This window comes from Sphingomonas faeni (assembly GCF_030817315.1).
Classification (GTDB): Bacteria; Pseudomonadota; Alphaproteobacteria; order Sphingomonadales; family Sphingomonadaceae; genus Sphingomonas; species Sphingomonas faeni_C.
Genome location: NZ_JAUSZF010000001.1, coordinates 1361599 through 1382291, shown reverse-complemented (window position 1 = coordinate 1382291; position 20693 = coordinate 1361599). Strand labels below are relative to the sequence as shown.

The following is a 20693-nucleotide window of genomic DNA, read 5'->3' as shown; positions in this document are numbered from 1 at the left end:
CAACCAAGGAGAATTCACGATGGCGACCAAGCAGATCACCGATGCCAGCTTCGATGCGGACGTTCTGAACGCAGACGGTCCCGTGCTCGTCGATTTCTGGGCGGAATGGTGCGGCCCGTGCAAGATGATAGGACCGTCGTTGGAGGAAATCTCCGAGGAACTCGGCGAGAAGGTGACGATCGCCAAGCTCAACATCGACGAGAACCCCGACGCGCCGGGCAAGTACGGTGTCCGCGGCATCCCGACGATGATCCTGTTCAAGGGCGGCGCTCCGGCGGCAATGAAGGTCGGCGCGGAGCCCAAGGGCCGGTTGAAGGCTTGGCTTGAGGGCGAACTGGCCTAAGCTAACCTCCCTCCGTCATCTCGGCGACAGCTGGGATGACGGGATTAGGGGGTATTAGCTCCGATAGTCGGCGTTAATTGAGATATAGCCATGCGTAAGGTCGCAGGTCCAAACCGTGGCCCGACCTTCGCCTAGAGCCAGATCGACACCGATCTCGATTTCCTGGCCCTTCAGATGCGCCGCCACAGGCGCCTCGTCATACCCGCTAAGCGCCAAGCCCCCCTCGGCAACCTGCGTATTCCCGAACCGGATCGAGAGCGTGTCGCGGTCCGCAGGTTCGCCGGCCTTGCCGACCGCCATGACAATCCGCCCCCAGTTCGCGTCCTCCCCAGCAACGGCAGTCTTCACCAGCGGTGAGTTGGCGATACTCATCGCGATCCGGTGTGCGCTGCGGTCGCTCTCCGCGCCGGTCACCTGGATTTCGATCAACTTCTGCGCGCCTTCGCCGTCACGGACGACGAGCATGGCGAGCTGGTGGCACAGATCCGCTAGTGCCGCGCGGAACGCATCCGCGCCGACACTCTCGTCGTCCGCAAGCGTAGCATTGCCTGCCTTGCCGGTCGCGAACGCCAGCACCGTGTCGCTGGTCGAGGTATCGCTGTCGACAGTGATGCACGAGAAGCTCGGTGCGTTCGCCTTCGACAGCGCAGTCTGCAGAAACTCCGGCTCGGCCGCGGCGTCGGTGAAGATGAACCCGAGCATCGTCGCCATGTCCGGCGCGATCATCCCCGAGCCCTTGATGATCCCCACCAAAGTGACGGTGCGATCCCCGATCACCGCCGTCGTCACCGCCCCCTTGGTGAAGGTGTCGGTCGTCATGATCGTCGCCGCCGCATCCTCCCAGCCGCATGGCTCGGCAGCGAACGCCGCATCAAGCCCCGCCTCGGCCTTGTCGATCGGCAACGGCACGCCGATCACCCCAGTCGACGCAACGAACACGTCCGAAGGCTGGCACCCAAGATGCGCCGCAGTCCGCGCCGCGATCGCCTCGACCGCCGCACGCCCCCGCGAGCCGGTAAACGCATTCGAGTTACCGGCGTTCACGACAAGCGCCCGAGCCTGACCCAGCGTCAGCGCCGCACGGCACCATTCCACCTCAGGAGAAGGACATTTGCTCTGCGTCAGCACACCGGCGACCACGGTTCCCGGCTCCAGCGTCACGAACGTCAGGTCGCACCGGTCCCAGGTCTTGTACGCCGCGCGCGCGACATGCAGCGCGACTCCGTCGATCGAAGGGGCGGCGGGGAAGGGCAAGGCGAGCGGCGAGGTCTGCATCCCGCCTTCATAGTCGCTGCCCGGCGGGCGGCAAGATCGCTGGTGACACTTGACCCGCTGACGTGCGCCGGTGTCCAAGGTCGTGGGGAGAAGGACGCAGCATGATCGACGAGGACATGAGCGCAGCACCCGGTGCACGGTTCGACGGCAGCACCACCTGCGTGATGGTCGTCGTCGCATCGATCGTTGCGCTCAGCTTCGCCTTGGCCGCATGCATCTTGTCGATCGCGAGCAATGGCTATCGCTGGTGGCGCGCACCGTTCCCAACGACGATCCCGCGCAACCTCCCCTTGGCTACCACGCCAGCCAAGCCGATCGGACGCTATGCCGACTGGTTTGGTACCGACGATTACCCGGCATCCGCTGCTCGCGAGGGCAAGGAAGGTGCCGTCAAAGCTGCCCTGCTCGTCGCGGCGGATGGATCGGTCGAAGCGTGCGAAGTCCTCGCGGGTAGTGGGACCAACTCGCTTGATCACGGAACGTGCCGCGCCGCGGTTCGCCACGGCCAGTTCACTCCCGCGCGCGATGCGAACGGGCAGGCCATCGCCTCGCGCATCGAATTGCCACGCGTCCGATGGGCGCTGCCGTGAGACGAACGGTAGATTTATCGCCCGGGCTCGCATAAAGCCAGTCTCGCATGAACCTCCTGCTGCTCCTCTCTGCCCTCCTGTCCGCGCTGACCGGCGCGGTTCCGGGTGCGCGTGGCCAGTCGGCACAGGCCGTCGCGCAGGGCAGCGTCTGCTCGCAGTCCGTGGCAGCAATGCCCGCCAAGGTCTTGATAAAGCCTGTATCCGGCATCGTGACGCTACCCCAGGTCGCGGTCGCCACTACGCTGCGCACCATCGCCGTCGTTTCGCTGCCGCTATGGGCCGAGCGCCGCCGCGAATAGCGTCTTGGTGTGACCTTATAGTAACCTTTGGATCCGAGTGATCCGCGTCCGCGTGCGCCCACCGTGTGTCGCCGCGCCATAATTTCAGGAAATCAGCCCATGTTCGGTGGCCTCGCCAAATCCTTGTTCGGTTCGTCCAACGACCGGTACGTCAAGTCGCTCAACCCGATCCTCGCCAAGATCGCCTCGTTCGAGCCGTCGCTCCAGGCGATGTCGGACGAGGAACTCTCCGCGCAGACCGTCAAGTTCCGTGCGCGTCTCGCGAACGGCGAGAAGCTCGACGACCTGCTCCCCGAGGCGTTCGCGACCGTCCGCGAGGCCGCGCACCGCGTGCTCGGCCAGCGCCATTACGACGTGCAGATGGTCGGCGGCATCGTCCTTCACCGCGGCGAGATCGCCGAGATGCGGACCGGCGAGGGCAAGACGCTCGTGGCCACGCTCGCGACCTATCTCAACGCGCTGCCCGGCGACGGCGTCCACGTCGTCACCGTCAACGACTACCTCGCCGCGCGCGACGCCGAGTGGATGGGGCAGGTCTATACCTTCCTGGGCATGACGATCGGCGTCATCATCCCGAACCTGTCGGACGAGGAACGCCGCGCCGCCTATGCCGCGGACATCACCTACGGCACCAACAACGAGTTCGGCTTCGACTATCTGCGCGACAACATGAAGTACGAGCGCAGTGCGATGACGCAGCGGCCGTTCAACTTCGCGGTGGTCGACGAGGTCGATTCGGTGCTGATCGACGAGGCGCGCACGCCGCTGATCATCTCGGGTCCGACCGACGACAAGTCCGAGCTGTATATCCAGGTCGACGCGGTCGTGAAGCAGCTCGTCCCCGGCGACTACGACAAGGATGAGAAGCAGAAGACGATCATCCTCACCGAGGACGGCACCGAGAAGGTCGAGCGGATGCTCGAGGCGGCCGGGCTGCTCGAGGGGCAGAACCTGTACGACTTCGAGAACACGCAGGTCGTGCATCACCTCAACCAGGCGCTGCGCGCGATCGTGATGTTCAAGTCGGACATCGACTACATCGTCAAGGACGGCAAGGTCATCATCATCGACGAGTTCACCGGTCGCATGATGGACGGCCGGCGCTGGTCGGACGGCCTGCACCAGGCGGTCGAGGCGAAGGAGGGCGTCCAGATCGAGCCCGAGAACCAGACGATGGCCTCGATCACGTTCCAGAACTATTTCCGCATGTACCCCAAGATCGGCGGCATGACCGGTACCGCGGCGACCGAGGCGGCCGAGTTCTACGACATCTACAAGATCAACGTCGTCAGCATCCCGACCAACGTCGAGGTGAAGCGCGTCGACGAGGAAGACGAGTTCTACAAGGATACCAAGGACAAGTTCGCGGCGATCGCCAAGAAGATCAAGCATCACGCCGACCTGGGTCAGCCGGTGCTGGTCGGCACGGTGTCGATCGAGAAGTCCGAGATGCTGAGCGAGTTCCTGGTCGGCGAGAACGTCGATCACAAGGTGCTCAACGCGCGCTTCCACGAGATGGAGGCGCACATCGTCGCGCAGGCCGGGCGCAAGTCCGCGGTGACGATCGCGACGAACATGGCGGGCCGCGGCACCGACATCAAACTCGGCGGCAACCTGGAGTTCCGTATGCTCGACGAGCATCCCGAGCTGGTCGAGGGCACGCCCGAATATGACGAGGCGGCGGCGCGGATCACGATCGAGATCGAGGCGGAGAAGCAGGCGGTGCTCGCCGCGGGTGGTCTGTTCGTGCTCGGCACCGAGCGTCACGAGAGCCGGCGCATCGACAACCAGCTGCGCGGGCGTTCGGGCCGTCAGGGCGATCCGGGCCTGTCGCGCTTCTACCTCAGCCTCGACGACGATCTGCTGCGGATTTTCGGGCCGGACACGCTGTTCGCCAAGATGATGCGCAACAACATCGAGGACGGCGAGGCGATCGGCAGCAAGTGGTTGTCGAAGGCGATCGAGACCGCGCAGAAGAAGGTCGAGGCGCGCAACTACGACATCCGCAAGCAGGTCGTCGAATATGATGACGTGATGAACGAGCAGCGCAAGGTGATCTACGAGCAGCGCGCGGACATCATGGATGCCGACACGGTCGGCGACGTGGTGACCGACATGCGCGCGGAGACGGTCAATGTCATCGTCGGCGATGCGTGCCCGCCCAACTCGTATCCCGAGCAGTGGGATGTCGCAGGGATGAAGACGCGGCTTGCGGAGGTGATGAACCTCGAACCGTCGATCGACGCGTGGCTGCTGGAAGAATCGGTCGATCCCGAGGTTCTGGAAGAGCGCATCCGCACGATGGCGGACGAGGCGATCGCGCAGAAGTCCGCCGATCTGGATACCGAGACGTGGACGTCGGTCGAGAAGTCGATCCTGTTGCAGAACCTCGATCATCACTGGAAGGAGCATCTGGCGACGCTCGACGCGCTGCGTCAGGTCGTCCATCTGCGCGCCTACGCACAGAAGACGCCGATCAACGAGTATAAGCAGGAGGCGTTCTCGCTGTTCCAGCGGATGCTCGAGACGATCCGCGAGGACGTGACCAAGACGATCGCGCATGCCCAGTTCCAGATGCAGGCACCGGTCGGGCTGCCCGAACTGCCGGACTTCATCACGACGCATTTCGATCCGTTTACGGGGGAGGACGACTCGAACGACTTCGACGGGGGGACGCGGGGGCACATCACGTCGCAGATGCCACCGTTGCAGATCCCTCAGCCGCAGGAAGGCGATATCGGCGAGGATCCTGCGAACTGGGAAGGTGTGGTGAGCCGCAACGCGCCTTGCCCGTGTGGGTCGGGGCGGAAGTACAAGCAGTGCCACGGGGCTGTTTGAGGGACGTTGCGCTCTCCTAACTGGTACCACCCCGGCGAAGGCCGGGGCCCAGTTGGAAAGGTTGGAGTAACGGAGCGCATCCGCAGTTAGCAACGTCCCCCAACTGGGCCCCGGCCTCCGCCGGGGTGGTGCAGGATGATATGGGCCCTCCATTCTCCCGAGGAGACATGAGTGCAGGCTGTTGGCGGGGAGACGGTAGCGTGGAGCAACCCCCTCGACCGATCGTTAGGACCCCATGCGCCAAGCCACCACGATCCTAACCATCGACACCACCCGCCAAGGCCTCGTCGACGTCACCGACCAGATCGCCCGCTGGACCCGTGACCAGCGCCTCACCGAAGGCTTGCTGACGATCTTCTGCCGCCACACCTCCGCCTCCCTCCTGATCCAGGAAAACGCGGCGCCTGAAGTCCGCACCGACCTCGAAGCCTATTTCGCCCGCATCGCCCCGGAATCGCGCGAGTACGAACATGACGACGAAGGCCCGGACGACATGCCGGCCCACCTGCGCACTGCGCTCACCCAGGTCCAGCTCTCGATCCCGCTGATCGACGCACGACTCGCACTCGGCACGTGGCAGGGCATATATATGTTCGAGCATCGCCGCCGCCCGCATCGCCGCACTTTGGCGCTGCACTTGATCGGCGTTTAGACGAATCGTGAAAAATGAGTCAGCAAGGTGGCGCATTGGAGCGAACCCGTTCATCAACCGTTCCACCACTGACGGCTAATAAGAGGCGTTTCGCCGCACTCGCCGCGAACGGAGACATACCATGTTCATGAAACCTGGTCGCAAGGTCGCACTGGCAGCGCTCGCAACGGGCGCCCTATTGCTGGCCGGTTGCGCGACCGAGACCACCTATCGGCCGGCGACGGGCCAGGGGTTCAGCCGCACCGGCTATAGCGACCGTATGATCGAGCCGGGCCGCTTCCTCGTCAGCTTCGCCGGCAACAGCGTCACGTCGCGCGATACCGTCGAGCGCTACCTGTTCTTCCGCGCCGCCGAACTGACGTTGCAGAACGGCTATGACTATTATTTAATGGCCGACCGCGACACCAACCTCCAGTCGCGCACCTACTCGACACCGGGTCTCGGCGGCGGGTTTGGGTATGGCGGCTTCGGCGGCTATTGGGGTCCGTCGTGGCGTTACTACGGCCGAGGCTTCGGCTGGCGTAACTGGAGCCCCGGCTTTGGCGGCGGGTTCGGTGGATTTGGCGGCGGTTTCGGTGGCGGCCCATGGGGCAACGACTTCGACGTCCGCACGATCGATCGCTACGAGGCGACCGCCGAGATCGTGATGCGCAAGGGCCCGATCCCGCGCGACAACATCCGCGCGTTCGATGCCCGGAAGGTCGTCGACAGCATTGGCCCGAGCGTCGTGCTGCCGAAGTAAGCCTAGGCTTTCAAACACTAAAAAGGTCGGGCTACCCCAGGGTAGTTCGGCCTTTTTCGTGCCACTGCTCCCTCTCCCCTACGGGGAGAGGGCCGGGGAGAGGGGCTGTTCTAGGCGACGTCCTACGTGGCAGCCCCTCACCTAACCCTCTCCCCAGAGGGGAGAGGGCTTAAGAAGCCGCTTTCGCCAGCCCCTTCGACAGCTGCAACGCCCCATGCAGCCGAGCCTTCGGATCGCCCCAAGCCCGCTGCAACACCAGCTTGCTGTCCGGCCGCAACCGCGCGACCCCGTTCAGCCGCTCAACATACGCCAGCAGCTTGTCGATGTTCGGCGGCTTGTCGTCGTGGAACGACACCAGCACGCCCTTCGGCCCAACGTCGATCTTCGACACGCACGCGCGCTTGGCGTTCAGCTTGATCTCGATGACCTTGATCAAATTCTCGGTCGCATCCGGCAACGGCCCGAACCGGTCGATCATCTCGGCGGCGAACGCCTCGATCTCCTGGCCCTCGTCGAGATCGTTGAGGCGGCGATACAGCCCCATCCGCAGGTCGAGATCGGGGACGTAATCCTCGGGAATGAGGATCGGTGCGTCGACCGTGATCTGCGGCGAGAAATCGCGCGGCCGCGACGACGTCATCCCGCCGGCCTTGGCGTCCATGATCGCCTCCTCCAGCATCGCCTGGTAAAGCTCGAACCCGACCTCCTTGATGTGCCCGGTCTGCTCGTCGCCGAGCATGTTGCCCGCGCCGCGGATATCGAGATCGTGACTCGCCAGCTGGAAGCCAGCTCCGAGTGAATCGAGATCGGACAACACCTTCAGGCGCTTCTCGGCCGTCACCGTCATCTGCCGCTCAGGCGGCGTCACGAGATACGCATAGGCACGCGTCTTCGACCGGCCGACGCGCCCGCGCAGCTGATACAGCTGGGCGAGGCCGAAGCGGTCGGCGCGATGGACGATCATCGTGTTGGCCGACGCGATGTCGATCCCGCTTTCGATGATCGTGGTGGAGACGAGCACCTCGAACTTCTTGTCGTAGAACGCCGACATGCGCTCCTCGACCTCGGTCGGCGACATCTGGCCGTGCGCGACGACGAAACGGATCTCTGGGACCTGTTCCCGCAGGAAGTCCTCGATCTCGGGCAGATCTGCCACGCGGGGGGTGACGACGAAGCTCTGCCCGCCACGGTAATGCTCGCGAAGCAACGCCTCGCGCAGCACAACGGGATCGAACGGCATGATGTAGGTCCGCACCGCAAGGCGATCGACCGGCGGGGTCTGGATCACCGACAGCTCGCGGATGCCCGACATCGCCATCTGGAGCGTGCGCGGGATCGGTGTCGCGGTCAGCGTCAGCATGTGGACGTCCGCCCGCAGTGCCTTCAGCCGCTCCTTGTGCGTGACGCCGAAGCGCTGTTCCTCGTCGACCACCACCAGCCCGAGCCGCTTGAAGTCGATATTCTTCGCGAGCAGCGCATGCGTGCCGATGACGACGTCGATCGTGCCGTTCGCGAGACCCTCCTTGGTCGCCTTCGCCTCGCTCGCGGTGACGAGCCGCGACAGGCGGCCCATGTTCATCGGGAAGCCTTCGAAGCGGGCGACGAAGTTGTTGTAGTGCTGGCGCGCGAGCAGCGTCGTCGGGCACACGATCGCGACCTGCTTGCCCCCCATCGCCGCGACGAATGCGGCGCGTAGTGCAACCTCGGTCTTGCCGAAGCCGACGTCGCCGACCACCAGCCGGTCCATCGGCTTGCCCGCGGCCAAGTCACCCAGCACGTCCTCGATCGCGCGATCCTGGTCCTCGGTTTCCTCGTACGGGAAGCGGTCGACGAAGCTGGGGTAGCCGCTCGCATCGGGTTCGAGCACATCGCCCGGATGCAGCGCACGTTCGGCGGCGGTCGCGATGAGTTCGCCGGCAATCTCGCGGATCCGCTCCTTCATCTTCGACTTGCGACGCTGCCAGCCTTCGCCGCCGAGACGGTCGAGCGTCGCGCCTTCCTCGGACGAGCCGTAGCGCGAGAGGACGTCGATATTCTCGACCGGCACGTACAGCTTGTCGCCACCGGCATAGCTCAGCGCGACGCAATCATGCGGGCTCTGGCCCACCGGGATCGAGGTCAGGCCCTCGTACCGCCCGATCCCGTGCTCGGTGTGGACGACGAGGTCACCCGGCGTCAGCGTCGCCAATTCGGCGAGGAACGCGTCGGCGGATTTCTTGCGCTTCTTGCGGTGGACGAGGCGGTCGCCGAGCATGTCCTGCTCGGTAAGAACCGCGATCCCCGGCGCGGTGAAGCCGTGATCGAGCGGCAGGACGATCAGCGCGACGCCGAAGCTTTGCGCGGTATCCGCGATGCCAAGCGCCTCCTGCCAGGTTTCGGCGTGCTTGCCGCCTTTCATGTCATGGTCGGCGAGCAGGCTCCCCAGGCGTTCACGCGCGCCGATCGAATAGCTGGCGAGGATCGGCTTGCGGCCCTGTTTCCGGAGCTTCTCGACGTGATCGGCGACGGCTTCGTAGATGTTCGTTTGCGCGGCGCGCTCGGGGCCGAAATCGCGCGGGCCGTCGACGTCGAAGTCGAGCACGGTGTCGCTTGGCGGTTCGTGGAATGGCGAGGTGATGTGCGCGGCGAACGCCTCGACGCCGCCGGACCATTCCTGCGCGTCGAGGTACAGCGCCTTGGCGGGCATCGGGCGGTAGCTGCCGGGCTGGGCGGCTTCGGCGCGCTTGCGGTTCTCGTAATAGTCGGCGATCGATTCGAGCCGGCTTTCGACCGCCGCGGCGACGCCGTTGTCGCGGACCACGACGTCGTCGGCGCCGAGATGGTCGAACAGCGTCGCCATCTTCTCCTCGAACAGCGGCAGCCAATGCTCCATGCCTGCGATCCGCCGGCCTTCGGAGATCGCCTGGTACATCGGATCGCCGGTCGCGGTCGCGCCGAACGCGTCGCGGTAACGAGTGCGGAAACGCTTGATCGAGTCCTCGTCGAGCAGCGCTTCGGAGGCCGGGAGCAGGACGAAGCCGTCGATCCGGCCGGTGGTGCGCTGGTCGGCCGCGTCGAAGGTGCGGACGCTCTCGATCTCGTCGCCGAAGAAATCGAGGCGGAGCGCGTGGTCTTCGCCCGACGGGTAGAGATCGACGATCCCGCCGCGCACCGCATATTCGCCCTGGTCGTGGACGGTGTCGGTGCGGACATAGCCGTTCGCCTGGAGCAGCACGGCAAGCTTGTCACGGCCGATCCGTTCACCGGGCGCGAGCCGTGCGACGAGCTGGCGGATGCGGAACGGGGTTAGGACGCGCTGAGTCGCGGCGTTGGCGGTGGTGAGGAGGAGCTGCGGACCCTTGGGCTTGCCTTGCAGACGTTGCAGGGCGGCGACGCGCTCGGCCATGATACGCAGCGTGGGCGAGGCGCGGTCGTAAGGGAGACAGTCCCAGGCGGGGAAGCTCAGCACTTCGAGATCGGGCGCGAAATAGGCCGCCGTCGAGGCGATCGCGCGCATCGCCGCATCGTCCGGCGCGATGAACACCGCGCGGGTTTTCGCGGCCCGGGCGAGGTCGGCGAGCAGCGACGGCTGGAAGCCGGACGGCACGCCCGACAGCGTCAGCGGGGTCGTCGCGGAGAGGATCGTCTTGAGGTCTGGCATTCGAACTCCCCCCTCCCTGGAAGGGAGGGGCTTGGGGGTGGGGTGGTATGAGGCGCGTGTCACGACCGCCAAGCGGCCGACCCACCCCAACCCCTCCCTTCCAGGGAGGGGCGCAGAAGGCCTACTTCACGACCGTCACGTAGTTGATGTCGCGCATCGCCTGCATCATCGGCCCGTCCCATTCGGGCGGGCACGCGATCGAGCCGATCGCCCAGCCCATGATGTCGACGTCCTGTTCCTCGAGCAGCGCCTCGAACCAGTCGAGCTGCTCGGGCGTCCACGTCCGGCCATAGGTTTCGAAGAAGCCGCCGATCATCATGTCGGCTTCGCGCGTGCCGCGGTGCGAGCTGCGAAAGCCCAGGCGCTTGAGGCGGGTCTCGTGGTCCATCGTATCTCCAAACACGAACAGCCGGCGACCGCTCTGGCAGCGGCCGTCGGCTTGGCTATATGAGGCAGATAGTCATGCGACCCGAAATCCTCAATCCGCTGTTCGCCGAAACCCTCGTCCTGAAGGGGGTGGGGCCTGCGCTTGCCAAGCCGCTCGACCGGCTCGGGCTCGCGCGCGTCGTCGACGTCGCCTTCCATTTGCCGACCGGATACGTCGATCGCCTGCCGCGCACCGAGCTGATGTCGAGCGATGCGGGGCGGATCATCACGATCACGCTGACCCCGCGCGACTACAAGATCAGTGCGGGGCGCGGTCCGACGCGTGTGCAGGCGACCGACGAGCACGGCAATTACGTCAGCCTCGTCTTCTTCGGGGGCAGCTCCGGCTGGGCGAAGAAGCTCCTCCCGATCGGCGAGGCCAAGCGCATCTCGGGCCGGCTCGACGAATACGGCCAGGAATTGCAGATCGTCCATCCCGACATCGTCGAGCCGGACGAGGAGTTGCGCGAGCGCGAGCCGATCTATCCGCTGTCGGAAGGCCTCACCTCGCGACGACTGGCGGCGCTGACCGCGCAGGCGGTCGCACGCGCGCCGGACCTGCCCGAATGGATCGAGCCGGGCCTGAAGGCGAAGCGCGAATGGCCGGGCTGGCATGAGTCGCTGGAACGCATCCATGCAGACCCGTCGGATGCGAAGGCGCGCGAGCGGCTGGCCTATGACGAGGTGTTCGCGAACCAGCTCGCGATGACGATCGTCCGCGCGGATACCCGCAAGCGTCGTGGCCGTGCGTTGCAGGGCGACGGGCGGCTGCGCGATCTGCTCAAGCTTCCATACACCCTCACCGGCGCCCAATCGCGGACGGTGGGCGAGATCGAGGGCGATCTCGCGCAGACCGCGCCGATGCTGCGGCTGCTGCAAGGCGATGTCGGCTCGGGCAAGACGCTCGTCGCGGCGATGGCGATGCTGATCGCGGTCGAGGCAGGCGCTCAGGCCGCGATGCTCGCGCCGACCGAAATCCTCGCGCGCCAGCATTACGAGACGCTGCGGAAAACGCTCGCCGGGCTGCCGATCAACGTCGGCGTGCTTACCGGTCGCGACAAGGGGCGCGTGCGCGAGGCAACGCTGATGGCGCTGGCGAGCGGCGAGATTGATATCTTGATCGGCACGCACGCGATCTTCCAGGATGCGGTCGGCTACAAGGACTTGGGGCTTGTGGTGGTCGACGAGCAGCACCGCTTCGGGGTCGCGCAGCGGATGACGTTGCAGGCGAAGGGCGTCGCGCCGCCGCATCTGCTCGCAATGACCGCAACGCCGATCCCGCGCACGCTGACGCTCGCGCAATATGGCGAGATGGACGTCAGCCGGCTCGACGAGATGCCGCCGGGCCGTCAGCCGATCGAGACGCGCGTGATCTCCGAAGACCGCCTCGACGACGTGGTCAACGCGCTCGGCCGGCATCTGGCCGATGGCGGGCAGGCCTATTGGGTGTGCCCGCTCGTCGAAGAGAGCGAGAAGAGCGACCTCGCCGCCGCCGAGATGCGCGCGGAGACATTGCGCGCGCGGTTCGGCGAGAAGGTCGCACTCGTCCACGGCCGCATGAAACCCGCCGAGAAGGACGCGGTGATGGCCGAGTTCTCCGCCGCCAACACCTCCGTCCTTGTCGCGACGACGGTGATCGAGGTCGGCGTCGACGTCCCCAACGCGACGCTGATCGTGATCGAGCATGCCGACCGCTTCGGCCTCGCCCAGCTCCACCAGCTCCGCGGGCGGGTAGGGCGCGGCACCGGGCGGTCGATCTGCCTGCTGATGCGCGGCTCTTCGCTGAGCGAAACGTCGCGCGCGCGCCTCGCGCTGATGCGCGAGACCAACGACGGCTTCCGCATCGCGGAGGAAGACTTGCGACTGCGAGGGGCTGGCGAACTGCTCGGCACCAAGCAATCCGGCGAGATGGCGTTCCGGCTCGCCACCCCCGACATGATGGCCGACCTGCTGCAATGCGCGCACGACGACGCGCGCCTGCTGATCGACCGCGATGGTGGCCTCGAAGGACCACGAGGGCAGGCGGCACGTACCGCACTTTACCTGTTCGATCGCGACGCCGGCGTGGCGCTGCTCCGCTCGGGGTGAACCGTCAGCTGTTGCGGGTCATTACCGTGAGCATCGTGTAATACTCGGCCAGCGGTATCGTCCGCTCGAGCTCGCAGCCGATCCGCCCGCCGAGCGACCAGCGTACGATCGTGTCGACATAGCCCAGGATCGGCAGGCGGATCCGCAGTCGTTCACCCGCCACCGGATCGCCGTCGCAGCGTGCCATGAGGCCGTTGGCGGACATGTTGACCAGCACGAGCCTCACCGTGCGATCGTCGCCGTCGAGCGCATGCGTCCGATGCATCACCTCGTCGCGGGGCTCGCCGCGCGTATCGCGAACGGCCGTTGCGTAGCGTGGCATCGATCGTTCCCCTGGAATAATCATCCCCCGGTGTACGCGTCCTCGCGTGAACCCGATACGGACGGTGATGCTTAACGCGGCGTTCTTCGAAACGAGACGGCGTCTATTACGAGGGGGTTAGCATCCCATGGCGTTTCTTGCCGAGGCTGAGCCGGACGGGTGAGGCGACGTCGATGCTCGCGGTTGGCTCGCGCATCGGTTCGCCGTCAACCCGCACCGCGCCCTCTGCGATCTTGCGACGGGCCTCGCCGTTGGAGGCGACAAAGCCCAGCCCGACCAGAGCCTCGACGACACCGATCGCGCCACCGGCAACGGCGTAGCTGGGCAGCGCGTTGCCCGAAGCGCCCTCCTCGAACGTCTTTCGCGCAGTCTCGGCGGCCTGTTCGGCTGCCTCGCGCCCGCGGCACATCGCGGTCGCTTCGTTGGCGAGGACGATCTTGGCGGCGTTGATCTGCGCGCCTTCGAGCGCTTCGAGGCGTGCGATCTCGTCGAGCGGGAGGTCGGTGAACAGTTTCAGGAAGCGGCCGACATCGCGGTCGTCGGTGTTGCGCCAGAACTGCCAGTAGTCGAAGTGCGGCAACTGGTCCTCGTGCAGCCATACCGCGCCCGACATAGTCTTGCCCATCTTGCCGCCGTCCGCGGTCGTGATCAGCGGCGTGGTGACGCCGTAGACCTCGGTGGAATCCATGCGGCGCGCCAGTTCGATGCCGTTGACGATGTTGCCCCACTGGTCCGACCCGCCCATCTGCAACCGGCACGTGGCGCGGCGCGACAGTTCCAGGAAGTCGTAGGCCTGGAGGATCATGTAGTTGAATTCGAGGAAGCTCAGCGACTGTTCGCGGTCGAGGCGGAGCTTGACCGAATCGAACGCGAGCATCCGATTGACCGAGAAATGCTGGCCGACGTCGCGCAGGAACGGGATGTATTCGAGCGCGTCGAGCCACTCGGCATTGTCGAGCATCACGGCGTCCGTGGGCCCGTCACCGAAGGTCAGGAAGCGTTCGAAAATGCGGCGGATCGAGGCGACATTGGCCTTGATGCCGTCCTCGCCGAGCAGTTTGCGCGCTTCGTCCTTGAAGCTGGGGTCGCCGATCTTGCCGGTGCCGCCGCCCATCAGGACGATCGGCTTGTGCCCGGTCTGCTGGAGCCGGCGGAGCAGCATGATCTGCACGAGGCTGCCGACGTGGAGCGACGGTGCGGTCGGATCGAAGCCGATATAGCCGGGGACGACCTGCTTGCCCGCGAGCGCATCGAGCGCGGCGGCGTCGGTCATCTGGTGGACATAGCCGCGCGAGGTCAGCGTGGTGAGCAGGTCGGACTGGTAGGTCATGGTGCGTCTCGTTCCCCTTCCGCTTGCGGGAGGGGTTAGGGGAGGGGCTTCGTCGTCCCCATGCCCTCCCCCGACCCCTCCCGCAAGCGGAAGGGGAGAATCAGGTTCGCGGCAGTTGCGACGTCGGATCCACTGGCGTGCGCCCCTTACGCAGTTCGAAGTGCAACTCCGGCCGGTCCGCAAACCCGGTATCGCCCGACAACGCAACCGTCTGACCCCGTTTCACGCTCTGGCCGCGCTGAACGAGCAGCTTCGATGCGTGGCCATAGACGCTCGTCCAGCCACCGCCATGCTTGATGATCACCAACCCGCCAAGCGCAGCGATGCCGTCGCCGACATACGCGACCACGCCGTCCGCCGCCGCATGGATCGGGGTCGAGACCGGCACCGCGATCTTGATGCCGTCGTTGCGCTCGCCGCTCGCGCCGTGGCCGAAGCGTTTCACGACCTTGCCGTCGACTGGCCACAGGAACCCGCCGCTCGCCAGACGGGCTGGCGCGGTCACGACGGCGTTGGACGGGAGCACGCGGCGCGGTGTCGCGATCGGTCTTGCCGGCGCCTGGTTGCTCGCGAGCGCGGGTTCGCCACCGGTCAGGATGTCGTCGATGTCGAGCGTGAACGCCCGCGCGCGTTCGGAGGCGCTGGCGGTGCCGCCGCTTGCTTCGCCGGGGATCTGGATGCGCTGGTCGGCGCGCAGCACGTACGGTTCGACGAGTGCGTTGACGGCGACGATCCGCGACCATTCTACGCCGTAGGCGCGGGCGATCGCGATGCCGGTCTCGCCGCGGCGGACCTGGTGATAGCGGCCACCGGGGATCTGCAACCGCTGGCCGGTGCGGATCGTATAAGGAGGCTCGAGGTCGTTCGCGCGGGCGATCGCTTCGAGGCTCGCGCCGCTGCGATCGACGACGCGGCTCAGCGTATCGCCGGGCCGGACGATGTAGGTGGTGTCCGGAATCGTCTTCGCATCCGCGCTGACCGGCCGCGCCTCCCAAGCGGGGCGCGGGGCGGGCAGGGTGGTGACCTCGCCGGTATCGCGTCCGGGAATGTCCTGCACCGGCCTGTCGTCGCGAGGCCTATTCTCCCGCGGCGTAGTCTCACGGGGGCGAGGCGGATCGTCGCGGCGGGGCGGGGGATCGCGGTACGGGCGCTGCGGTGCGTTTCCGTAGCCGGCGGGACGATCGACCTTCGGAATGCACGCGGTCAGCGCGAGCGTCGCCAGCAAAACCAGGACGCCCGCACGCCGCATCAACGATAGGCCTGCGTCAGCATGTCCATCGATTCGAAATGCGTCAGGTCGAGGTGCAACGGCGTGACCGACACATATCCCGCCGCCGTCGCTTCGAGATCGGTCGCGTGCGCCGGCGTCTCGACCGTCCGGCCGAGCGCGAACCAGTGATATTCGTACCCGCGCGGATCGGTGTTGCTGACGATCTGCAACCGCCCATAGTCGCGCAGGCCCTGGCCGACGACACGGACGCCCTTCACCGCGTCGGCGGGACAAGCGGGGAAGTTGATGTTGACCAGCGTCCGTGGAGCGAGCGGCGCATCGACCAGCGGCCGCAACACGCGCTCGCCCCAGGCAGCTGCCGCCTCGAACGGTACGCTGTCGCCCATCCCCTCGCGACTGTAGATCTGGCTCAGCGCGATCGACCGGATGCCGCCCAGCGCGCCCTCCATCGCTGCCGAAACGGTGCCCGAATAGGTCACGTCCTCGGCGAGGTTCGCCCCGCGGTTGACGCCGGACAGGATCAGGTCGGGCTGGCAATCCTTCATGATCTTGGCCAGCGCCATCATCACCGCGTCGGTCGGCGTGCCCGCCACCGCGTAGCGCTTCTCGCCGTGCTTACGGACGCGCAACGGTCGCGACAGCGTCAGCGAATGGCCTGCGCCCGACTGTTCCTCCGCCGGCGCCACCACCCAGACGTCGTCCGACAGCGTCTTGGCAATCGCCTCCAACACCTTGAGTCCAGGGGCGTAATAGCCGTCGTCGTTGGTCAGCAGGATCCGCATCAGCGCTTCGGCTCCAGCATAGTCAGCCCGCCTAGGTACGGCTGGAGCACCGCCGGCACTGCGACCGAGCCATCCTCCTGCTGGTAATTCTCCAACACCGCGACCAGCGTGCGGCCGACCGCGAGCGCGGAGCCGTTGAGCGTGTGGACGAACCGCGTTCCCTTCTCGCCCTCGGGCCGATAGCGCGCGTTCATGCGGCGCGCCTGGAAATCGGTGCAGGTCGAGACGCTGCTGATCTCACGATACCGCGCCTGGCCCGGCAGCCAGACTTCGAGATCGTAGGTGCGTGCCGCGGTGAAGCCCATATCGCCGGTGCATAGGAGCATCCGCCTGAACGGCAGCTGCAACGCATCGAGCACGCCCTCCGCACACGCCGTCATCCGCTCGTGCTCGGCCTCGGACATGTCGGGCGTGACGATCGAGACCATCTCGACCTTGTCGAACTGGTGCTGGCGGATATAGCCGCGCGTATCGCGCCCCGCAGCACCTGCCTCGGAGCGGAAGCACGGCGTCAGCGCGGTGAAGCGCAACGGCAGCTCGGCCTCGGCTAGGATCTGTTCGCGGACGATGTTGGTGAGGCTCACCTCCGCAGTCGGGATCAGCCAGCGACCATCGGTGGTGCGGAACAGGTCCTCGGAGAATTTGGGCAACTGGCCCGTGCCGAACACGGCTTCGTCACGCACCAGCAGCGGTGGCGAAACCTGTTCGAAGCCGGCCTCGGCGACGTGATCGAGCATGAACTGCCCGAGCGCGCGTTGCAGCTTGGCGGCAGGACCACGGACCAGCGTGAAGCGCGCGCCCGACATCGCCGCGCCGGTCTCGAAGTCGAGGCCGATCGCCGGACCGATCGCGTCGTGTTCGCGGGCAGCGAAGGCAAAAATCGTCGGCGTGCCGCGGGTGTGGACGAGCGCGTTATCGTCTTCGCCGCCGCCTTCCGGCACGTCGGTCGCGGGCAGGTTGGGGATCGCCGCCAGCATATCGTCGAGTTCGCCACTCAGTCGCGCTTCCTCCGCTTCCAGCTGCGGCAGCGCCTCCTTCAGGCTCGCGACCTCGGCCATCAGCGCCTGCGCCTTGGCCTCGTCCTTCTGCGCCTTGGCTTGGCCGATCGCCTTCGACAGTTCGTTGCGCCGCGTCTGCGCGGTCTGCGACTCCGCGATCGTCGCTCGGCGCTGTTCGTCGAGCGTCACCAGCGAGGCGGACTGCGGTGCGACACCCCGCTTGGCAAGGGCGGCGTCGAAGGCGGCGGGATCGTCGCGGATCAGGCGTATGTCGTGCATGGCTGGGCTATGCCGACCGCCGGGGGCGTACGCAAGGCAGCGCAACCTCCCCGGTACTGGGCGCGTTAACCCCGTGTACGCATAGCGAAAAGGAGAGACCCGCATGCATCTTCCCCACAACTCCGTCGTGCTCGTCGCGGACGGCCGGAAAATGCTGTTCCTGCGCAACGAGGGAGACAATGAATTTCCCAATTTCGTCGTCGAAAAGGCCCAGGAGCAGGACAATCCGGCCACCCGCGACCAGGCGACCGACTCCGCGGGCCGCGCCTCGTCTCCGCAGGGCGGTGTGCAGAGTTCGGTCGAGCCGACCGATTTCCACCAGATCGAGGAAGATCGCTTCGCTGCCGACGCAGCCGACTTCCTCAAGATGGGTGCGCTGAAGAACAAGTATGACTCGCTGATTGTCGTCGCACCGCCGAAGACACTTGGTGAATTGCGCAAGCATTACCACAAGGAAGTCAGCAGCCGCCTCAAGGGTGAACTCGACAAGGACCTGACCGGACATCCGATCAAGGACATCGAGAAAGCGCTCCAGAACGCCTGAACCTCAGATACGAAAAAGGCCCCGTCGGAGCATATCCGGCGGGGCCTTTTCTCTGCGGCATTCGGGCGTTTAGGCGGCAACGCCCTTTGGCTTGGCGAAACGCTTGCGTGCCACAAGTGCTGCCGCTGCCGCGCCGAACAGCAACACCATCGGCGGCGCGGGAACGGGTGCCGGCGGACGCCCGCTCGATCCCGTGCTGCCACCGGAACTCGCACTGCTCGTGCTCGATCCGCTGCCGGTCGAGGAGGACACGTCGCCGGTCGATCCACCCAATGCCGAGGAGACGTTGCCGCTCGATCCGCCGGTCGAAGACCCGCCAGTGGAGGTCGATCCGCCGCTCGACGTCGACCATATCACGATGCTCCCGCTCGATCCGCTCATGTGGATTCGGAAGCGGCATCGTTAACGTACCGCACCGGGACAGGCCGATTCCCCGCCGCACCGCACTTCGCCCAATATGAGTCGATTGCCGCAGCGACACGCACGGTCCGCCGCTCGCAACATAATGTCGGTTTGCAGGTCGAATGTGTAAGTCCTGTCGCTTGTGGTCGCCGACACGTGAGACTATAGGCGCTTTCACCATTTGGGGGCGGTCCCTGGAAATCAGCGAGGCTGATGCGACGGGGCCAGAGGGAGAGTGGTATGGCGACCGTAATGAATCGTATGGACGACACCGGGAATTCCAGTCGAGAGGCCGCTAACGACAGCGGTGAAGACGGCTATCGTCCGGATGCGGACGAGCCGTTCATGAGCTTGAAGCAGCAGGCCTATTTTCGTCGCAAGCTTCAGGAGTGGAAGGAATCGATCCTTCGGGAGTCGCAGGAGACGCTTTCTCAGTTACAGGTGGATTCGCTGCGCGAGGCGGATCTCACCGATCGCGCATCGAGCGAAACCGACTGGTCGATCGAACTGCGGACGCGCGACCGTCAACGCAAGCTCGTCTCGAAGATCGAAGCCGCGATTCGTCGTATCGACGAAGGTGAATATGGCTATTGCGAAGTCACCGGTGAGCCTATTAGCCTTGCGCGGCTCGAAGCGCGTCCGATCGCCACGATGACGGTCGAGGCGCAGGAGCGGCACGAGCGTAACGAAAAGGTGTCGCGCGAGGATTGATCGCGCACCGACGAGGAAGAAACAGCATGCTGTGTTCGATCATGGTAAAATCGGTCGCGGCATGAGCGTGGACACTGGATCGGCCGACGGTAACGGCAACCGGCGACAGCGCGATCGCGACAGCCTGTTGCTGGTCGCGCAGGTGCGGATCGGCGACGAGGCGACTCCTAGCGACGCGAGGGTCCGCAATCTCTCGGAAACGGGGCTGATGGCGGAACTCGCCAAGGTCGTCGATGTCGGTACGCCGGTCACGGTAACGTTGCGCGGGATCGGCGATGTCGCCGGAACCGTAGCGTGGTGTACCGAGGGTCGGATGGGCATATCGCTCGATTCGCCGATCGACCCGCTCCGGGTGCGTAAGTCATCCAGCGGGGTCAAACCCTCGGTGTAGCCTCCTATTGCACCGCCTCCTATCGCACCGCCTCCTATCGCAAAGGCATCCGACAGCGCGTACGCGTTGCGTAATCCGAAACCGCGATAGCAGGGCAAGTCGCTCCCCGGATCGACCCGGGGAGCGGTATCGCGACCGTTACAGGCTGACGATCTCTTCCTTCAGTCGCAGCTTCTGCTTCTTCAGGCTCGCCAACAGGTTCGCGTCGGGTAGCGGACGATGCGTTTCGTCGGCTATCCGCTGATCCAGCACGGCATGCTTGGTTTCCAGGGCTGTCTGATGAGTCGTCTGCACGGTGGGTTGCCTCCTGCATTCGGGTTGGGGAGCGAAGTAAACCACTCCGTCATCGAAATGTCTTCATCGGAAACGGACCAAATCGATTGTCCGAGCGATTTGCCGCGACGGACTGATCGGACGACGGCCGTCCTCCCAAGGCTACCCCTCGGGCTGTCCCTCGGGATGTCCGTCGAGTGGGGGCGGGGGCCACGTAACATGTTTTCGACGTCCTCGCAGGTCAGCGGCGGTTTCGTGCTCGCGCCGTGCGCTGTGTTTGCTAAGGACCCGTCACACGACGGCAGCCATCGGGGGACGAGTGGACGACGCGCAGACCAGAGTTCGACTTGACTCGATGCGGATAGAGCATCGCGATCTCGACGATGCGATCGCCGCGCTCGCGCTGGCGTCGACGCCCGACCAGTTGCAGATGGCACGGCTCAAGAAGCGTAAATTGCGGCTCCGTGATGAGATCGCGTCTCTTGAGGACTTGCTCATCCCGGATATTATCGCCTGATTGCAGCGCTCTAAACTGGA

The 20693-nt window shown here is 65.6% G+C and carries 21 protein-coding genes; 12 read left to right on the top strand and 9 right to left on the bottom strand.

What is annotated here, in order from left to right; all coding sequences use genetic code 11:
- Positions 1-19: 19 nt before the first annotated feature.
- Complete coding sequence (gene trxA / locus QFZ54_RS06390) at positions 20-343, top strand: thioredoxin TrxA (protein WP_307085533.1); 324 nt, start codon at positions 20-22, stop codon at positions 341-343.
- Between the two features lie 54 nt (positions 344-397).
- Here trxA and argJ read toward each other — a convergent pair whose 3' ends face one another.
- Positions 398-1618, bottom strand: coding sequence for a bifunctional glutamate N-acetyltransferase/amino-acid acetyltransferase ArgJ (gene argJ / locus QFZ54_RS06385; RefSeq protein WP_307085531.1), 1221 nt, complete (start codon positions 1616-1618; stop codon positions 398-400).
- A 101-nt stretch (positions 1619-1719) separates the two neighbouring features.
- Between argJ and QFZ54_RS06380 the strand changes: the two genes are divergently transcribed.
- From QFZ54_RS06380 to QFZ54_RS06360, 5 genes are all read left to right on the top strand, one after another.
- A complete protein-coding gene (locus tag QFZ54_RS06380) occupies positions 1720-2208 on the top strand; it encodes a TonB family protein (RefSeq protein ID WP_307085528.1) in 489 nt (162 codons plus the stop codon).
- Positions 2209-2255: 47 nt separating this feature from the next.
- Positions 2256-2507 carry a hypothetical protein gene (locus QFZ54_RS06375; RefSeq protein ID WP_307085526.1) on the top strand — a complete coding sequence of 84 codons (252 nt, stop codon included), beginning with the start codon at positions 2256-2258 and terminating at the stop codon, positions 2505-2507.
- A gap of 99 nt (positions 2508-2606) precedes the next feature.
- Entirely contained in the window at positions 2607-5345 is a 2739-nt protein-coding gene (secA, locus tag QFZ54_RS06370) for a preprotein translocase subunit SecA (RefSeq protein WP_307085524.1), read from the top strand.
- 235 nt (positions 5346-5580) lie between these two features.
- The gene (locus tag QFZ54_RS06365; protein ID WP_307085522.1) at positions 5581-5997 is read left to right on the top strand and encodes a secondary thiamine-phosphate synthase enzyme YjbQ; all 417 of its coding nucleotides are present in this window, start codon (positions 5581-5583) and stop codon (positions 5995-5997) included.
- 127 nt (positions 5998-6124) lie between these two features.
- The gene (locus tag QFZ54_RS06360; protein ID WP_307089299.1) at positions 6125-6739 is read left to right on the top strand and encodes a CC0125/CC1285 family lipoprotein; all 615 of its coding nucleotides are present in this window, start codon (positions 6125-6127) and stop codon (positions 6737-6739) included.
- Between the two features lie 169 nt (positions 6740-6908).
- On the opposite strand, the gene mfd is transcribed toward QFZ54_RS06360, so the two are convergent.
- Together mfd and QFZ54_RS06350 are read right to left on the bottom strand one after the other, a co-directional pair.
- Positions 6909-10379 (bottom strand): transcription-repair coupling factor, encoded by a 3471-nt coding sequence (gene mfd, locus QFZ54_RS06355; RefSeq protein WP_307085520.1) that lies wholly within the window; start codon positions 10377-10379, stop codon positions 6909-6911.
- A gap of 121 nt (positions 10380-10500) precedes the next feature.
- Positions 10501-10767, bottom strand: a complete 267-nt coding sequence (locus QFZ54_RS06350; protein WP_307085518.1) for an FAD assembly factor SdhE — start codon at positions 10765-10767, stop codon at positions 10501-10503.
- 74 nt (positions 10768-10841) lie between these two features.
- Here QFZ54_RS06350 and recG point away from each other — a divergent pair, with 74 nt between their 5' ends.
- Entirely contained in the window at positions 10842-12893 is a 2052-nt protein-coding gene (gene recG / locus QFZ54_RS06345) for an ATP-dependent DNA helicase RecG (RefSeq protein WP_307085516.1), read from the top strand.
- Between the two features lie 4 nt (positions 12894-12897).
- Here recG and QFZ54_RS06340 read toward each other — a convergent pair whose 3' ends face one another.
- The 5 genes from QFZ54_RS06340 to serS form a co-directional block, all read right to left on the bottom strand.
- Positions 12898-13215, bottom strand: coding sequence for a PilZ domain-containing protein (locus tag QFZ54_RS06340; RefSeq protein ID WP_307085513.1), 318 nt, complete (start codon positions 13213-13215; stop codon positions 12898-12900).
- A 106-nt stretch (positions 13216-13321) separates the two neighbouring features.
- Positions 13322-14545: a tyrosine--tRNA ligase gene (gene tyrS / locus QFZ54_RS06335; protein ID WP_307085511.1), complete on the bottom strand. Its 1224-nt coding sequence runs from the start codon at positions 14543-14545 to the stop codon at positions 13322-13324.
- A 100-nt stretch (positions 14546-14645) separates the two neighbouring features.
- Positions 14646-15794 carry a M23 family metallopeptidase gene (locus QFZ54_RS06330; protein WP_307085509.1) on the bottom strand — a complete coding sequence of 383 codons (1149 nt, stop codon included), beginning with the start codon at positions 15792-15794 and terminating at the stop codon, positions 14646-14648.
- A complete protein-coding gene (gene surE, locus QFZ54_RS06325; protein ID WP_307085507.1) occupies positions 15794-16558 on the bottom strand; it encodes a 5'/3'-nucleotidase SurE in 765 nt (254 codons plus the stop codon). The genes QFZ54_RS06330 and surE overlap by 1 nt, the downstream gene beginning before the upstream one ends.
- Positions 16558-17835, bottom strand: coding sequence for a serine--tRNA ligase (gene serS / locus QFZ54_RS06320; RefSeq protein WP_307085506.1), 1278 nt, complete (start codon positions 17833-17835; stop codon positions 16558-16560). The genes surE and serS overlap by 1 nt, the downstream gene beginning before the upstream one ends.
- A 103-nt stretch (positions 17836-17938) precedes the next feature.
- Between serS and QFZ54_RS06315 the strand changes: the two genes are divergently transcribed.
- The 4 genes from QFZ54_RS06315 to QFZ54_RS06300 all read left to right on the top strand — a co-directional run bounded on the left by QFZ54_RS06315 (position 17939) and on the right by QFZ54_RS06300 (position 19883).
- Entirely contained in the window at positions 17939-18379 is a 441-nt protein-coding gene (locus QFZ54_RS06315; RefSeq protein WP_187504089.1) for a host attachment family protein, read from the top strand.
- A 103-nt stretch (positions 18380-18482) separates the two neighbouring features.
- Positions 18483-18785, top strand: a complete 303-nt coding sequence (locus tag QFZ54_RS06310) for a hypothetical protein (protein WP_307085503.1) — start codon at positions 18483-18485, stop codon at positions 18783-18785.
- A gap of 236 nt (positions 18786-19021) precedes the next feature.
- The gene (gene dksA / locus QFZ54_RS06305; RefSeq protein WP_307085501.1) at positions 19022-19492 is read left to right on the top strand and encodes an RNA polymerase-binding protein DksA; all 471 of its coding nucleotides are present in this window, start codon (positions 19022-19024) and stop codon (positions 19490-19492) included.
- 61 nt (positions 19493-19553) lie between these two features.
- A complete protein-coding gene (locus tag QFZ54_RS06300; RefSeq protein ID WP_307085499.1) occupies positions 19554-19883 on the top strand; it encodes a PilZ domain-containing protein in 330 nt (109 codons plus the stop codon).
- Between the two features lie 138 nt (positions 19884-20021).
- Here the strand turns inward: QFZ54_RS06300 and QFZ54_RS06295 are convergent, their stop codons facing one another.
- Positions 20022-20177, bottom strand: coding sequence for a YdcH family protein (locus tag QFZ54_RS06295; RefSeq protein ID WP_176499386.1), 156 nt, complete (start codon positions 20175-20177; stop codon positions 20022-20024).
- A 334-nt stretch (positions 20178-20511) separates the two neighbouring features.
- Here QFZ54_RS06295 and QFZ54_RS06290 point away from each other — a divergent pair, with 334 nt between their 5' ends.
- The gene (locus QFZ54_RS06290) at positions 20512-20673 is read left to right on the top strand and encodes a DUF465 domain-containing protein (RefSeq protein WP_274705245.1); all 162 of its coding nucleotides are present in this window, start codon (positions 20512-20514) and stop codon (positions 20671-20673) included.
- Positions 20674-20693: the final 20 nt, after the last annotated feature.